This window comes from Mycoplasmopsis felis, assembly GCF_034647055.2.
Taxonomy (GTDB): Bacteria; Bacillota_I; Bacilli_A; order Mycoplasmatales; family Metamycoplasmataceae; genus Mycoplasmopsis; species Mycoplasmopsis felis.
Genome location: NZ_CP141047.2, coordinates 321,931 through 338,448, shown reverse-complemented (window position 1 = coordinate 338,448; position 16,518 = coordinate 321,931). Strand labels below are relative to the sequence as shown.

Genomic DNA, 16,518 nt, shown 5'->3' with positions numbered 1-16,518 from the left:
TGATTTTTATATAATATAAATAAGTTTAAATTTTATAAATTTAAAACTGTTAAAGGAGCTGAATGTTAGATATTAAATATATTTTAAATAATGAAAATAAAGTTAAGGAAAAATTAAGAAACAGAGGGTTTAACATTAATATATATAATGAATTTGTTGAATTAGCAAAAAAACGTGGACAAATGATGTTCAATGCTCAAAATAAAAAAGCTGAGTTAACTCAATTAACTAAATCTTTTCAAACTTATAAAAATGATTTACAAAAAATAAATGAAATTAAAGAGCAAATTAAAATAATTAAAGAGCAAGAAGCATCATTAAACAAGGAAGCAGATTTACTAAATCAAAAAATTAATGAAATTCTCATATCTATCCCTAATTTACCACTAAACGAAATTCCAGTAGGAGAAAACGAAAATGAAAATCAAGTAATTTTTGAAAAACCTAATTTAGGTAGAGGGTTAGTTTCAAATGTCTTACCTCATTATGAAATAGCACAAAAACTTGATATTATCGATTTTGATAGAGCTACCAAGTTATCTGGTTCTAGATATATAATTTATAAAAAACAAGGGTCAAAATTAGTTAGAGCTTTGATTAATTTTATGTTAGACTTACATATTTCAAAAGGTTATACAGAATTTCATACCCCTGTTATTGTTAAAGATAATATTTTATTTGGTACTGGTCAATTACCTAAATTCAAAGAAGACTTATATAAAATTAATGATTCGAATGAATATTTAATTCCTACTGCCGAAGTTACATTAACTAATTATCATAATAATGAAATAGTTGATTTAAATTTACCATTTAAAGCAACATCATACACTGAGTGTTTTAGATCAGAAGCTGGAAGTTCTGGAAAAGATACTAAAGGTATTTTAAGACAGCATCAATTCAAAAAAATAGAATTAGTTAAAATTACAAATAAAGAGGATTCTATTAAAGAATATGAATTAATGGTCCAAGATGCTCAAGATGTTTTAGAAAAATTAGAAATTCCATACCGTAGTCTTCTTTTGTGTACTGGTGATATGGGATTCTCTGCGCAAAAAACTATTGACTTGGAATTATGATTACCTTCAGAACAACGTTTTAGAGAAGTATCAAGTATTAGTTATGTTGGAGATTTTCAAGCTCGTAGAGCAATGATTAGATATAGAAATAATGAAGGTAAAACAGAATATGCATATACAATGAATGGATCTGGTTTAGCTGTAGATAGAGTTATAGCTGCTATTTTAGAAATATATCAAAATCAAGACGGAAGTATTTCAATACCAAAAGTTTTAATACCATATATGAATGGAGTAAAAGAAATTAAATAATGAATAAAAATAATTGAGTTTTTGCTTTTGATTTAGATGGTACTTTATTACAAAGAAATAATAAAGCAAATGAATATACTTTAGATGTATTAAAAAAATCTAAAGAAAGTGGAAATATTAATATAGTAGCAACTGGTAGAGGTGTAGCTAAAACATTACCTTTATTAGATTCTAAAGCAATTGACCATATGGATTATTTAGTATGTTCAAATGGTACTGTAATTTATGATGTAAAAAATCAAAAATCTATTACATTAAACTCTTTAGATAAAAATGTTTTTGACATAATGAAAAATATTGCCCAAGAAAAGAAATTAATAATTGCAATAGATACAAATTCAGTCAATGCAACTTCATTGCCAAAAAATAAATTACCAGAATGATTAAATGATGTAGATATAATGGATATGAATATCCTAAATTTAATGTCTTTAGATGAACTAACAACTTTAGTTCATCATCCAGATACTAAATTAACACAAATTGCATTTAGAAATCCGTTAAAAGATGCTATCAATAATACTGAACTAGTAAGAAAATTAATTAGTAATTATCCATCGGAAGTTTATTTAACAAATTCTATTTATACAGATATAAATCCTAAAAATACTTCTAAATACAATGCAGTTAAATATATTCTAGATTTATTAAATAAAACTAATGAAAACTTAATTTCTTTTGGTGATAGTGGGAATGATTTAGAATTAATCAAAAATTCTAAAATAGGAATTGCTATGGGAAATGCTACAAATGATGCAAAAAGTATTGCAAAGTACATAATTAGCGATCATAATTCAGATACTATCGGAAAATTCATTCAAAAAGTCTTAGACAATAAAATTAATTTAGATTAAATAAACAGAAAACAACTTTAAAAAAACCTTGTTTTCTGTTTTTATATTATATTTTGCTTTAATCTCATTATTAATAATTTAAAATATAAATAATTTAATAAATAGGAGAATAAGATATGGAAAATAAATCAGAATTATTAGCAAAATTTAAAGATTTATTAGATGAAATTTCATCTAAACAATTAAACAAAGACCAAAAAGAATTAGCATATGAAATATTATCTAAATTTCCTGATAATAAATTGGAATATGTATTCCAATTTATCTGTCAAAGAATCAAAACAGGATTTAGATTTGATATAGCTCCAGAAGCTAATTCGAAAGTAATTGGTATTTTACAAAAAGATCAATCAATGAGTTTTGAATTAAATCCAAATAGATCAAATCAAAACTCATTGATTATCAGTGAAAATTATGATGCATTAAAGAATTTAATAGTAATCGAGAGAGAGAGAGAGAGAGCAGGGTTAGAATATAAATATGATTTAATCTATATCGATCCTCCTTATAATACCGAATCATCAAAAGATGATGGAAATTCAATTGCAGATGATAAAGAAACTATCAAAGCAAATAAATTTATTTATCGTGATAAATATTCTCGTAATGGTTGATTAAACTTAATGAACGAACGTTTAAGATTAGCAAGACAACTTCTCAAAGATGATGGAGTTATTTTTGTATCAATTGATGATGCAGAACAAGCATATTTAAAAGTATTAATGGATGAAATTTTTGGTGAAGAGAATTTTGTGAGTTGTATTGTAAACAAGAAAGGAGGGGGAAAGTCTGATTCTAAATTTTTATCTAACAAAAAAGAATACATTTTAGTTTATGCAATTAATATAAATAATTTAGAATTCAGAAAACAATCCTCGCCTATTGAAAATTACAAATATGAAGATAATAAAGGCAAATATTCTTTAATAGGATTTGACAGGCAAGGATTAGATTATACAAAATCACTTGACTACCCTATTGAAGCCCCTGATGGAACATTTATTTATCCAGGAAAAAGTTATGAAAAGTATATAGAAAGAAATAATGGTAATTTTCAAGAAAAGGATTGGCGTTGAACTTTAAGCAAAAAAGAATATAATGATAGATTACAAAAAGAAGAAATAGTTTTTCTTAAAAAAAAAGGTGAATGAAGAGTTTATTATAAATCATACTATGAGGGAAAATCTTTCCCTTATTCAGATTTATTAACAGATTTTCAAAATACAAACGGTGCTAACGAACTTAAAAGTATTTTTAAAACAAGAGTTTTTCCTTATCCTAAACCGGTGAATTTAATTAAATTTTTACTTAATTTAAAAATTAATAAAAGAATTAGAATCCTAGACTTTTTTGCTGGAAGCGGTACAACCGGTCATGCTGTTTTAGACTTAAATAAACAAGATGGTGGAAATCGAACTTTTACATTAATTACTAATAATGAAAATAATATAGCACAAAATATAACATATGAACGTTTATATCGAATTAATCAAGGAAAAGGTACAGAAAATCAAGCTTTTCCTTGATTAAAAAATAATGAACCTTATTTAAATAATTTAAATGTATATAAAATAAATTATTATAATGTTGATTTATTTAATAACAAAAAGAATATCGATCAATTAATTCAGTTATTAACTGAATTATTAATAGATTTTGGATTAAATAAAGAACAAATCCAAAATCTTAAAGAAATAGATTTATTAACTGATTTAAGTTCATTAAAACCTCTGATAAAGGATGAAGATGGAACTAACTAAAGCACAAAATTCAGCAGTCTCTAAATTAGTTGATTTTACTTGAAATAAATTAATTACTCATAAAAAAGATTCATTATATTTCAAAGCACCAACTGGTTCTGGAAAAACCTTTATGATCTTAAATTACATTGATAAATTAATTGATTTATCTAAATATGAAAATAACTTAGATTTAGTTTTTGTTATTGCTACATTATCATCTGCTGAATTACCTAAACAAATGGAAGAAAGTTTTTTAGAATATAAGTATTATATTAATAATACAGATTTAAATATCCAAAGAATTGAATCTCCATCTAATACTAAGAAAAATACAAAAGTAGAAAAAAATTATCAATTCTTTGCTGAAAAAAACAATGTTTATATTATGGGTGGAGCTTCTTTTAAAAAGAATTCAATTTTACGAGAAGAACAAGCAATTGAATCTTTTTTAAATGAAATCAAACAAAAAGATTATAAATTAATTTATATTCGTGATGAAGCTCATATTGGTGGAAATATCATTAAAAACAAAGATGAAGTAAAATTTGAACAACAAATGCAAGATAATGCAGATTTTGTTTTAAAAATGACAGCAACTCCATCTTATGATGGAATGATAGTAGAATTATCTGAAAAAGAATTAGAATCAGATAAAGTTAAATTATTAAAATCAAATAAACAATATAATCTAAATTTAGAATCTAATAAAGATTATGATAATGAATCGATATTAAAACTTGCTTGTCAAGAATTTAAACTAATCAAACAACATTATAATGATCATATTAATGAAAAAGGATTAATTGGAATTAATCCTGCAATGTTAATTCAAGTAGACAATGATAGTCAAAACGAATTAAAAAATCAAGAATTCAATCAACAAATTAATCAAATTATCAATATCTTAGAAGAAAACGGATTAACTTGAGTTAAATATTTTGATTCAAAAGATAAAAATACAAATATTAGAACAAAAGATAATTGAACTCTAAGAGATATATCTAAAAATACTTCACCAGTGGATGTTATTATCTTTAAAATAGGTCCATCAATAGGATGAAATATCCCTAGAGCTTGTATGTTAGTACAACTTAGAAATATTTCATCTAAAAACTTAAGTATCCAAACAATAGGTAGAATTAAAAGAAATCCTAATCCTGGTTTTGACTTTAGTATAAACTCAATTTCTAATAATTATTATATTTATAGTAATTTAAATGTGATTGATAATAATACCACTACTGCTATAATCAAACAAAAATACGTTCAAGAAGAATTTCCGTTTGGTTATTTACAAAGCAATTCTCATTCTGTCCAAGAAGGAATTATTGATATACAAACATATGAACAAAAAGTAATTGAATTTTTAAACAAAAAGTTTAAAAATTCTGTTAATGAATTTATCTATAAATCATTTTTTAATAATTCATATGATGAATATCAACATAAATATCAAAAGAATAATTTTATTTCTTTTGAAAGCCAATCATATGGAACAGCTAACTTTATAACTTCTAAAATCATAAATATAATAGATTTACAAATATATTTAAATAAATTAAAAAACAAACACAAAAAATACTTTACAAAGAATATAAATGATTATTTAAACAATTTATTTAGTCAAATGAATAAACATATGTCTAAACAATGATTCGATTATTTAGTTTATAAAAACTTAACAAATGATTTTAAAAGTATTTATCAACAAATAATCATAAATCAAATTAATAATCAAACTACACAATATAAAATTGATTTCAATAAAAATCTTCCAATTAATATTTTTATTGAAGATAAAGATGACAAAAATATTGTTAAAACAGATGAATACTTTGTTTATCAAGATTTAAGCAAATCTGATATATCAAATTTTTATTTAGATTCATTAGCGGAAAAAATGTTTGTTGATAAACTAAAGATTTATAATGAAATATTGAAAATTAAATTATGGTCTAAAAATCCATTACCAGATGGTATTTCATTTCAATACTTAGACGATAATTATGAAACTCATAATTCATATCCTGATTTTATTATTAAACATAATAATCATTATATTTATCTAGAAGTTAAAACATATAAAAATGATATTGATGAAAATAAAACAAAAACTTTATATGAACAATATAAAAAATATACTGAATCATTAAATGATAAGAAATACAAATTAACAATGTTAATTTGTTTAGTAGATAATTCTACTACAAATCTATATTTTGCAGGAAGCAGTTCAATTCCTGAATTAAATGAGAAATTATCAAATGTATTAGACAATCAAAATCATATTCATGATAAGATAAAAAGTAATTTTGTTAATAGTTTGAATGATATATTTAAGTATTAGAGTAGTAAAAAAATAAAAAACTATTAAATAAATTGAATTATTATTAGTATAAATGTTTTTATAAAAATTTTCTAGTATAAAAAGTTTTGAATTTTGTAATATAAACTACTCTACATAAAACTATATAAATTATGATATAAAAATTAATTAATGTCGCCTTATAAAGGCAATAGTTATTTATTTTAATTGTGTTTAAATAAAAGAATATAATTATAATATTAACAATAAAAACAAAATAAAAAAGAAGTTAAAATTCTCATTATAAAATCAATTTATAATATTTAAAACATACGGTTTCTTTTATTGATTTTATAATAAACAAGATAATTTTAATGAAGTGGAGGTAGCACTTACTTATGTTATTAATTAAAAAATTCAAAAAACTTGCTTTTATTTTAGTTCCTGTTTGCACTCTATTACCTATTAGTTTAGTAAGTTGCTCAAAAGATGATAAAAAAGAAGATTATTTATATTTTAATTCAGATAAAAATGTTTTAACAATTGAAGGTAAATTGTTCAATATAAATTTAGAATCTGACAGAGATGTATTTAAAACTTCTGAATGAAAATTTATTAAAAATCAAAATGAATTACAAGATTTAATAAATTCATTTAACTATGATATAAATAAATTCAGCGAAAGTAAATTATTAAAAGAAATAAAATCCTTAGATTTTTCTCAAAAAAGTATACTTTTTATACCTAATATTTTAAAAAGACACTCTATGTTTGCTGGATATAAAAAATACAAAGGTTGAAATATTAAATCATTCAACCAAACAAATAATTCAATTAAAGTTATTTTTGAATTTTCAGAACCCGCAAATTCAAATGTAGGTAATGATAGTGTTTGGGAACAATGAAAACATTACTTCCTAGTTTTAGATAAAATTAATTCTGAAAATGAAATATCATTAAGTTTTGAAAATATTAACTAAGAGAATAAATTATAAATAATACTAAAAGAAGAACGCAACAATAATTTTGAAATGTTCTTCTTTTTAAAAAGGAAGTGTAGTTAATTTTGTGTAAATTCTCTTAATAGCAAATATTTAATTTAAAATATTTATATTAGGAGATTTTTTATGCAAAAGAAAAATACATTTAATCTTGATACTGAAAAATTATATAATCAGTATAAACCAAAGACTATTGAAGACGTTCAAGAAATTCTTAAGTCTCAAACTAAAGATTTAATTGAAAAAATTTTACAAGAAGAGATGAAAAATTATCTTGGTTATGATAGATATGAACATGAAAAAGCAATTAAAGATAATTACAGAAACGGTTCATATGATAAAAAAGTTAGATCACAATTTGGTGATATAAATTTAAAAATACCAAGAGATAGAAATGCTGAGTTTGAACCACAAGTAGTTCCAAAATTTCAATATGATATTTCTTTTATTGAAGGTGCAGTAATTAAACTTTATAGCAGCGGTATGTCCACAAGAGATATTTCTTCAACATTACATGAAATTTATGGTATTGATGTTGAACCATCATTTGTAAGTAGAATAACAGATAAAATAATGCCACAAATAATTGAGTGAAGAAACAGACCATTAGAAAAAGAATATGCTATGGTTTTTATAGATGGGATTAGATTTAAAGTTAAAGAAGAAAATAGATTGGTTGAAAAATCTGTTTATATAGTTATGGGTTATACACTTGAAGGACAAAAAGATGTCTTAGGTTTTTGAATAGGTGAATCTGAAAGTGCAAAATACTGAATGCAAGTACTAAATGACCTTAAATTAAGGGGTGTACAAGAAATTTTTATTATTTCAAGTGATAACTTAACAGGTATATCAAATGCTATTAAAGCAGTTTTTCCTAAAACCCAAATACAAAAATGTGTAGTTCACCAAATCAGAAACTCAGTTAAATTTGTTAATTACAAAGACTTAAAAGAGTTTACAAAAGATATGAAAAATATTTATCAGGCAAATAATATTGATGAAGCAACAAGATTTTTACAAATTTTTGAAGATAAGTGAAAAGATAAATATATGTATGCCATTAAAAGTTGAAGAGATAATTTTGAAGAATTAGTTACATTTTTTAATTTCCCAAAAGAAATAAGAAAGTTAATTTATACAACTAATATTATTGAAAACCTTAATAGAAACATAAGAAAAATTACTAAAACAAAAACTTCTTTTCCAACAGAAGAATCACTTATGAAATCAGTATATTTTGCTATAAATAATCAACTTGCAAAATGAGATAAAATTACTCCAAACTGAGGACAAATCTTAAGTCAATTATTAATAATATTTAAAGAAAACAACTAAAAATTGTTTTTAAAATTAAAGTTTTTTGTCTTACTTTTTTTTCAAAAAAGTAAGGTCTCCCTTGATTGCAATCAAGGGACGGAAGGGTTAAAAAAACAAAAACCAAACAAAATGTCAAAAAAACGGAAATGACATTCCGTCTTTTTGACATTTTGTTTGGTTTTTTCTGTTATATTAGAACCAGATTTGTGTTTTACTATCACTTTTCTCTTACTTTAAAAAGTAAGTTAAAGAGAATTTACAGAAAATATAATACAGTCCCTTTAAAAATTTACTTCCTTAATAACAAATAATTTAAAAATAAATTTTCTAGAATGTTGTTCTTTGTAGTTTCTGGATTAGTTAAAATAAAAAGTTGGTTTCCTCTGTTTTACATTGTATTTCATTTGGTTTATATAAACTTCAGAAATATAATTTTAGCAACAAAAAATCACAATCATTTTCAGATTGTGATTTTCATTATTCTTCTACAACTTCTGCTGTTTCTTCGTTATTAGAATTAGATGTATTTGATTGACTAGTTGCATTTTGTTGTGCTGCATAATTAGCGAAATTACGCATTAAATTTTCTACTTCATCTAATTTTGTTTTTAGAGTTTGAATATCTTTTTTATCAATTAACTCTTGTAATTCTTTAACCATTTTATCAGTTTCTTCTTTAGATTTTTCATCTAGTTTATCACCTTGTTCAGCTTTACCTTTATTAATTTGATCTATTAAACTTTCTGCCCTTACTATTGTTTCTACTTCTTCTTTTCGTTTTGAATCTGCTTCTTTATTTGCTTCTGCTTCTTTAATCATTCTTTGAATTTCTTCTTCAGAAAGTTTTGAAGAATTAGAAATTGTTATTTTAGCATCTTTATTTGTTTTTAAGTCTTTAGCAGTAACTGTTGTAATACCATTAACATCAATCGAGAATGAAACTTCAATTTGTGGTTCACCTCTTCTTGCTGGTTCAATACCACCTAAATTAAATTGTCCTAGTGTTTTATTATCATTTGCCATTTGTCTTTCACCTTGAACAACTTTAATTGTTACTTCAGTTTGATTATCAGCTGCAGTTGAAAATATTTGACTCTTTGTTACTGGTATTGTTGTATTTCTTGCTATTAAAGGAGTTGATATTCCTCCAAATGTTTCTATTCCTAGTGTTAAAGGAGTTACATCTAATAATAAAATATCATCAATATCACCTGCTAAAACTGCACCTTGAATTGCTGCTCCAATTGAAACAACTTCATCTGGGTTAATTGAACGATTAGGTTCTTTGTTTAATGTTCTTTTTACCATATCTTGAACAGCTGGCATTCTTGTAGAACCACCAACTAAAAGAACTTCATGTAAATCAGCAGCTGTAATTTTTGCTTCTCTTAATGCATCTTCAATTGGTTTTCTTGTTCTATCTAATAAGTGTGAAGTCATATCTTCAAATTCACTACGTTTTAATTCTAGTTCAACATTAATTGGCCCATCTGGTGTTACAGCTAAAAATGGTAAATTAATAGTTGCTACAGATTGACTTGATAAATCGATTTTAGCTTTTTCTGCTGCTTCTTTCAATCTGTTTTTAGCCATTTTATCATTTTCTACATCATATGAATATTGAGATTTAATTTTTTTAGACATTCATTTTACAATTTCATTATCTCAATCATCTCCACCTAAATGGTTATCCCCACTTGTAGAAAGTACTTCAAATGTTCCGTCTTCTAACTCAAGAACTGAAACATCAAAAGTTCCTCCTCCTAAGTCATATACTAAAACCTTCATTGATTTATCTGTTTTTTCTAAACCGAAGGCTAATGCTGCTGCTGTTGGTTCATTGATAATTCTTAAAACATCTAAACCAGCAATCTTACCTGCTATTTTAGTTGCTTCACGCTGAGCATTATCAAAGTATGCAGGAACAGTTATAACTGCTTTATCAACTTTTTTTCCTAACTTAGCTTCTGCATATTCTTTCATATATGAAAGAATCATTGCTGAAACTTCTTCTGGTTTATATTCTTTATTATTTGCTTTAACTGTTTTATTAGTTCCAATTAATCTTTTAATAGAAACAATAGTATTTGGGTTTGTTTCTACTTGACGTTTTGCTGCATCACCTACTATTATTTCTGAATTTTTAAATGATACAACTGATGGTGTAGTTCTTTTTCCATTTGGATTTTCTAATACTACTGGATTTTTTCCTTCGATTATAGAAACAACTGAATTTGTTGTTCCTAAATCTATTCCTAAAATAATTTCTTTTGCCATTTTTTCTCCTTAATATTTTTTCTTATAAATTTATTATAACACAATTTAGCAATTAACAAATTTAATTGCTAAATTTTTTTGTCAGGATTACTTTTGCTGGTGTGATTAATCTTCCATTTAATTTTATTCCATAACTTACTACTTTTTTAATAATATTATTTGTATTATCTTCAATAAAATCTATTACTTCTTGAACATCAGGATTAAATTCTGATTCCAAGTCAGGTTTAATTAATTCAACATTATGATTATTAAATACATTTTCGAATTGTTGTAAAACAATATTGAAACCTAAATTATAATTTTTAACTTCTTGAGACGTTGAATTACTTCCCGCATTAACTGCCATAGTTAAATTATTAAAAGGCATCATAAAATCCTCTAAAAAATTTTGCAATGCAAATTGTTTAATAGTTTCTTTTTCTTTCTGAAGTTTTTCAAATAGTAATTCTTTTTCTTTATCTATTGTTTCTTGTGCTTTCTTTGTTATTTCTTGAGCTTTGGTCTTGAATTCCTGAACTTGTTTAAAAATTTCATATTCCTTAATAGATATTTTTTCTCTTAAAGAATTTAATTCATTTTCTTTGTTTTCTATTTCTTTTTCTAATTCTTGTATCTTATTGTTATCATTTAGTGTTTCTTCTTCTAGAATTACTAAATTCTTTATTATTACTTTTGCCGATTTACCAGCTAGTTCTTTATTTTCATGATGTTTAGGATAAATATATGAAACTTCCATTTCTTCTTTATATTTTCTTCCTATCAAGAAATTTTCAAAAGTATCTATGTATGAGTTGTTGCCAAGAATTAATTCTAAGTCTTCTTTTTTATAATCTAAAATTAGTTCATTATCTAAATATAATTCAAAGTCTCCTTTAATTTTTGTTCCTTTTTGTAATTTTTTTACATTAAACATTATTTCTTACCTTTCTTTAATATCATTTCTAAAACATTTAATGCTGTTTTCATTTTGTCATAATCAGTTGCTGATGTACTTAAAATCGATATTTCTGTTGTATTAGATTTACTTTCTATTTTTTTTGACATATAAGTTCTTGATGAATCAATAGAAATTTTAAGATTTTGTTGTTCATCTGCTGTTTCTTCTAATTTTTCTCAAACAGAAAAATTCTCAATTAAGTTCAACATTTCACTTAAAGACTTTCTATCTATTTCTTCTTTTAAAATCAAGTTGTTTTTTCCATAAACCTTATTTTGCATATATATTTTTAGTTTTTCATTAAAAACTTGACTAATAAAGGAATTAATAACATCTTGATAATTTTTTACTTCTTGAGCCAATACTTCTGCTAGTGTATAAATAAACTTAGGTATTTGTTCTAAATCTATATCAAGCAATCTTTCATTAAATATACGTATTGCTATCCTTAAATCTTGTAATTTTATACCTTGTGAAATATTCATAATTTTTGAATACACATCACCAGTAGATACAACTAATACAACTGTTACTTTAGTTTCATCTAATGGAACTAGTTGAATATTTTTTAACTTAACTGAACTTTTAGTTACAATTGTAAAGTCTGTCATTTCTGTTATAACTTTAACTGCTTGTTCTACTGTTAAATCTATATCATCATTTTTTCTTGATAATTTAGCATTTAACTGAGTTAAAAACTTCTGTTCATAAGTTATACTTAAATAATTAGCATAATAATTTAGTCCCTTAGGTGTGGGTATGCGACCACTTGAAAAGTGAGGTTTTGTTAAAAAATCTTTCTTCTCGAGATTAGTCATTATATATCGAACTTTGGCAGAAGAGAAAGTAATTTCTTCTGGATAAGTCTTAATTAAAGTTTCACTGCTTACAGATTCACCTTTTTGAGTATATATTAATACAGTATATTTTAAAACTTTTTCTTCATCGACTTTTAACAACTCTCTTTTCATAAGATAATTTTAGCATAAAAGAAAAAAATTAGCAATTCTTTTTTTTAATTGCTAATTTTTGTTAACCGCTTTTGATTACTAAATTAAGACATGTATTTCATAATTCTGGAGTTTTTATTTTTTGAATAGAAGTTGTGTTTAAAAATCTAATTGCTGAATGCACTAACACTAATAAAGCTTCATTTGAATTGTTAAAATGATTCCTTTTAGTCTCTAATTTTTGTGGACTTCTTAAATAAAAGTAAAGACATTTTTTAACTATGCTTTTATAATAAAGTTTAATAGATATTTTTCTTCATAATAAAGTACTAGATATATAGTCTTTAAATCTTATATGTTGTTCTTCATAATCTTTTTTTCTTTTATGTTTTACAACTATATAAGAATTTTCAACATCAAAATCCTTTATTCTATCCAAATTAAAATCTTGTATTTCATTTGTTGTTAAATATGAATTTATTTTTGATATATATCAAAAATAATAATTGAATAAAATGACAGGAACTAAAAAGACAACTAAAGATAAATAAATTCAAAAATGATAAAGTAAAAAAATATTATCTGTTTTTTCTAAAATATCAACATTGTTAAAATCATAAATTGATATACTTTTAGTTCCAATTAAAATTAATAAAAGAAAGGGTGGAATTAGTAAAAAAGATAAAATTAAAGAATTAATTAACATTCATTTTTTAGTAGTTTTATAAATAATATTTTTTAAATAAAACTTTCTTACTAAAAACGCATCTTTAATAAATTTAATACTTATAATTATTAAAATAGCAAATAATGCTACTGATAAAGTTTCATACATTATATTCCTTAAATTAAATATTAATTTGAATGGTTTTCTTTATCTATTAATTTTTTAGCATCATCTAATTTAACGCTAAAGACTGATGTAACACCTCTTGTTTGCATTGTTGCACCTATTATTGCATCTACTCTAGACATTGTACCTGGTCTATGTGTAATTACTAAAAATTGTGTTTTAGATTTTAATTCTTGAAGATATTCTGCAAAACGAACAACGTTAGCTTCGTCTAATGCTGCTTCTACTTCGTCTAGAATACATAAAGGTAAAGGTCTTGCTCTTAGAATAGCAAATAATAAAGAAATAGCAATTAATGACTTTTCTCCACCTGAAAATAGTTTTAAGTTTTTAATACTTTTTCCTGGAGGTTGAGCAAAAATACTAATTCCACTTTCTAATATATTTTTTGGGTCTACAAATTCTACTTTTGCAGTTCCTCCACCAAACATTGATGAAAACACTTTATGCATTTCTTGATTAACATCATCTACTATATTAGTTAATCTCATTGTAATTTTGTTATCCAATTCATCAATAGCTTGTTTTAATATCTCAATTGCTTGGTAAACTTCATCCTTATTAGCAACATGTTCATCATATCTTTTTTGAACTTCATTTAATTCTTCAATTGAATTTAAGTCTACACTTCCTAATTGATCTATTTCTCTTCTTAGGTCTTTAACGATTTCTCGAGCTTGTGAAAGTGAAATAGTTAATGGGAAATGTTCTTTTGCATATTCTAAAGTTAATTGATAATGTTCACCAAGTCTTTCTTTGTGTTTTTCTAATTTATTTTGTGTTTTATTAAATAAATTTGTTTTTTCAAAGAATGAAGTATTTAAAGCGTTAGATAATTCTACTAATTTATCTTTTTGTTCATCTAAAACACTTAAATCTGCTTCTACTGATTCTTTGATTGCTAAATTTGATTGAATGTCATATTTAACTACACTTAAGTCTCTTCTTAGTTCAGCTATTTTATCTTCTGATAATGAAGAATCTGATATATTAAAATCTTTATTATGTTCTTTTGATAAAGATATATCAGTTTTAAATTTAGTAATTTTGTTTTGAGCACTTTTTAATTCTGATAAGGTTGTCATTACTCTTGAATCATAATTAGAAAACATTACTCTATCATTTTTTATAGTTTGTTCATAATTTGAAAGTGATTTTCTTAGTTGATGAAGAACATTTTCTAACCCTGGTTTTTCAGCATTTAGTTCATCAATATGTGCCTGAATACCTAAAATATTACTAATTTCTGCTTCTCCACCAACCATTATTCCACCAGTTCTTATAACATTTCCATCTAAAGAAACTATCATATATCTATTTTCTAGTGTTTTAGATAATTCTGCTGCTGACTGAATATCTTTTACTATTAAAATATTTCCAAGTAAATAATCATTTAAAATTTGATGTCTTTCGTCTATTGAAACTAATTCACTAGCAATTCCTACAAAAGAACGATGATTTTTTGCAATCATTAAATAATCATCACGAACAAATTTTGGTTTAAGCGAAGATAAAGGAATAAATGTTGCTCTACCACTTTCATTTTTCTTGAGATATTCAATTCCTTTGATTGCAACATCCTGATTTTGAACAACTATATTTTGGGAAGCATGTTTTAGAATAGTTTCAATTGCTATTGCATATTCTCTAGGAACACTAAACAATTCTGAAACTAGACCTATATATCCTTTAAATAAAACTTTATTTTGAACTATAGATGCAGTTCCTCTTGACAAATTAGTATCATGTCTTAACTTCTGTTTAAGATGTTCTAAACGTCCATTTAATTTATGCAAACGTGCACTAAGTTCATTTATTTTTCTATTAGTTTCATTTACTTGTTGTTCTGCTAATTTAATTTTATCTTCAGTTTCTTTTCTTTTGTTTTCTGATTCTGTTAATGATTCTTGCAAGTATTTTTCTTTAGATTCTCATGTTTGTAATTCTAAAATTATGGCTTGAATTCTTTCTTGTTCTGAAACTATAGATTGACCAGAAATAATTAAATTACGACGAATTCTTTCTTCATTCACTGAATCTTCCATATTTTTTAATAAAGATTCAATACCTTCTTTTTTACCATTTGCTTTTGATATTTTTGAATTTAATTCTTTTAAAGATTCTCTTTTTTGATGAATTTGTTCTTTGATAGTTTCTATTTCTCTTGAATATGAATCTTTAGTTTCTTGAACTCCTTCTAGTTCATTGCTAAGTTGTTCATATAATTCTGTATTTGATTCAATTTCATGTGCTAAATAACCTATCTCAACAGTTTTTAGTTCATCAAACATTGCTTTATATTTCAAAGCTTTTTCTGCTTTAGTTTTTAAAGGAATTAATTGTTTTTCAAGTTCTTTAACAATGGTTTCTACTGTTTTTAAAGAAGATTCAGAATTAATTAATTTTCTTTCTGATTCTGCTCTTCTAAGTTTATATTTTGAAACACCAGCTGCTTCTTCAAAAATTAATCTTCTATCTTCATCATTTGAATTTGCTATATCAGAAACTGTTCCTTGGGAGATTATAGCTAAAGAACTTTTTCCAATCCCTGTTTCCATTGCTAAAACTTTAATATCTTTGTGTCTACATTTTTCACCATTTAAAAAATATTCATTAGTTCCTTTTCCTCTTTCTAATAAACGAGAAATAACAACCAAATCAGTATCAATTGAGCATAATCTATCTCTATTATCAAAAGTTAATGTAACTTGAGCTTTATTCATTGGTTGAACGGTTTTAGAACCAGAAAAAATAACGTCTTCCATTGTATCACCACGTAATTCTTTAGAACTTTGTTCACCTAGAACTCATCTAATGGCATCATTAATATTACTTTTTCCTGAACCATTAGGTCCAACAATTCCAACTACACCACCATCAAAACGTAGTGTAATAGGTTCTGCAAATGATTTAAAACCTAATGCTTCTAATTTGATTAATTTCAT

The 16,518-nt window shown here is 24.3% G+C and carries 11 protein-coding genes; 6 read left to right on the top strand and 5 right to left on the bottom strand.

Going from position 1 to position 16,518, the window contains the following annotated elements; translation table 4 throughout:
* Window positions 1-62 precede the first annotated feature (62 nt).
* The 6 genes from serS (at window position 63) to RRG59_RS01500 (ending at window position 8,571) form a co-directional block, all read left to right on the top strand.
* Entirely contained in the window at window positions 63-1,331 is a 1,269-nt protein-coding gene (gene serS / locus RRG59_RS01525) for a serine--tRNA ligase (protein ID WP_322902631.1), read from the top strand.
* Entirely contained in the window at window positions 1,331-2,185 is an 855-nt protein-coding gene (locus RRG59_RS01520; protein ID WP_322902629.1) for an HAD-IIB family hydrolase, read from the top strand. Before serS ends, RRG59_RS01520 begins: the two co-directional genes overlap by 1 nt.
* Window positions 2,186-2,301: 116 nt before the next feature.
* A complete protein-coding gene (locus RRG59_RS01515; RefSeq protein WP_322902628.1) occupies window positions 2,302-3,945 on the top strand; it encodes a site-specific DNA-methyltransferase in 1,644 nt (547 codons plus the stop codon).
* Window positions 3,932-6,274, top strand: a complete 2,343-nt coding sequence (locus tag RRG59_RS01510) for a DEAD/DEAH box helicase family protein (protein ID WP_322902627.1) — start codon at window positions 3,932-3,934, stop codon at window positions 6,272-6,274. The genes RRG59_RS01515 and RRG59_RS01510 overlap by 14 nt, the downstream gene beginning before the upstream one ends.
* A gap of 356 nt (window positions 6,275-6,630) precedes the next feature.
* Window positions 6,631-7,212 carry a hypothetical protein gene (locus RRG59_RS01505; RefSeq protein WP_322902625.1) on the top strand — a complete coding sequence of 194 codons (582 nt, stop codon included), beginning with the start codon at window positions 6,631-6,633 and terminating at the stop codon, window positions 7,210-7,212.
* Between the two features lie 147 nt (window positions 7,213-7,359).
* Window positions 7,360-8,571: an IS256 family transposase gene (locus RRG59_RS01500; protein WP_322901548.1), complete on the top strand. Its 1,212-nt coding sequence runs from the start codon at window positions 7,360-7,362 to the stop codon at window positions 8,569-8,571.
* A 459-nt stretch (window positions 8,572-9,030) separates the two neighbouring features.
* Here the strand turns inward: RRG59_RS01500 and dnaK are convergent, their stop codons facing one another.
* The 5 genes from dnaK to RRG59_RS01475 all read right to left on the bottom strand — a co-directional run bounded on the left by dnaK (window position 9,031) and on the right by RRG59_RS01475 (window position 16,518).
* A complete protein-coding gene (gene dnaK, locus RRG59_RS01495) occupies window positions 9,031-10,830 on the bottom strand; it encodes a molecular chaperone DnaK (protein WP_322902624.1) in 1,800 nt (599 codons plus the stop codon).
* A 61-nt stretch (window positions 10,831-10,891) separates the two neighbouring features.
* Entirely contained in the window at window positions 10,892-11,746 is an 855-nt protein-coding gene (grpE, locus tag RRG59_RS01490; protein ID WP_322902622.1) for a nucleotide exchange factor GrpE, read from the bottom strand.
* The gene (locus tag RRG59_RS01485; RefSeq protein WP_322902620.1) at window positions 11,746-12,741 is read right to left on the bottom strand and encodes a heat-inducible transcriptional repressor HrcA; all 996 of its coding nucleotides are present in this window, start codon (window positions 12,739-12,741) and stop codon (window positions 11,746-11,748) included. Before RRG59_RS01485 ends, grpE begins: the two co-directional genes overlap by 1 nt.
* Window positions 12,742-12,802: 61 nt before the next feature.
* Window positions 12,803-13,555, bottom strand: a complete 753-nt coding sequence (locus tag RRG59_RS01480; protein ID WP_322902618.1) for a hypothetical protein — start codon at window positions 13,553-13,555, stop codon at window positions 12,803-12,805.
* Between the two features lie 20 nt (window positions 13,556-13,575).
* On the bottom strand, window positions 13,576-16,518 hold the full coding sequence (locus RRG59_RS01475; RefSeq protein ID WP_322902616.1) for an AAA family ATPase: 2,943 nt from the start codon (window positions 16,516-16,518) through the stop codon (window positions 13,576-13,578).